The sequence below is a fragment of the Pseudomonas sp. HP_01 genome, assembly GCF_055284355.1.
Genome location: NZ_JBTOPV010000064.1, coordinates 1 through 1,022, shown reverse-complemented (window position 1 = coordinate 1,022; position 1,022 = coordinate 1). Strand labels below are relative to the sequence as shown.

1 protein-coding gene is annotated in these 1,022 nt (G+C 62.9%); it reads left to right on the top strand.

The annotated features are described in order from the left end of the window. Positions 1 to 1,022, top strand: a 1,022-nt coding sequence (gene ilvA, locus ACYAR8_RS22835) for a threonine ammonia-lyase, biosynthetic (protein ID WP_463581140.1), incomplete at both ends; no start/stop codon positions are given.

Genomic DNA, 1,022 nt, shown 5'->3' with positions numbered 1-1,022 from the left:
TCCCGCGTCTATGACGTTGCCGTGGAAACCCCGCTGCACGCCGCACGCCAGCTTTCCGCGCGCCTGGGCAACAACGTGCTGCTCAAGCGCGAAGACCTGCAGCCGGTGTATTCCTTCAAGATTCGTGGCGCCTACAACAAGTTGGCGCAACTGAGCCCGGAAGAACTGGCGCGGGGCGTGGTGACGGCATCGGCGGGCAATCATGCCCAGGGCCTGGCGCTGGCGGCGAAGACCCTAGGAGTGGCGGCGACCATCGTGATGCCGAAGACCACCCCCGAGATCAAAGTCGAAGGCGTGCGCTCCCGGGGCGGAAAAGTCGTACTCCATGGCGACTCGTTTCCCGAAGCGTTGGCGTATTCGCTGAAACTGGTTGAGGAACACGGCTACGTCTACGTTCACCCGTACGACGATCCCGACACCATCGCCGGGCAAGGCACGGTGGCGATGGAAATCCTGCGTCAGCATCAGGGGTCGCTGGACGCGATCTTCGTCCCGGTCGGCGGCGGCGGGCTGATCGCCGGCATTGCGGCGTACGTGAAATACCTGCGCCCGGAGATCAAGGTGATCGGCGTCGAGCCGGATGACTCCAATTGCCTGCAACAGGCCATGGCCTATGGCGAGCGCGTGGTGTTGCAGCAGGTCGGGCTGTTTGCCGATGGCGTGGCCGTGGCGCAGATCGGTCAGTACACCTTCGAGATCTGCAAGGATTACGTCGATGAGGTGATCACCGTCAGCACCGATGAAATCTGTGCGGCGATCAAGGACATCTACGACGACACCCGCTCGATCACTGAACCCTCCGGCGCCTTGGGCGTGGCCGGCATCAAGAAGTACACCGAACAGTACGAAGTCACCGGACAGACCTTCGTCGCCATCGATTCCGGCGCCAACGTCAACTTCGACCGCCTGCGCCATGTGGCCGAGCGCGCTGAACTGGGCGAAGGCCGCGAGGCAATCATTGCCGTGACCATTCCGGAACAGGCGGGCAGCTTCAAGGCGTTCTGCGAAGCCATCGGCAAACG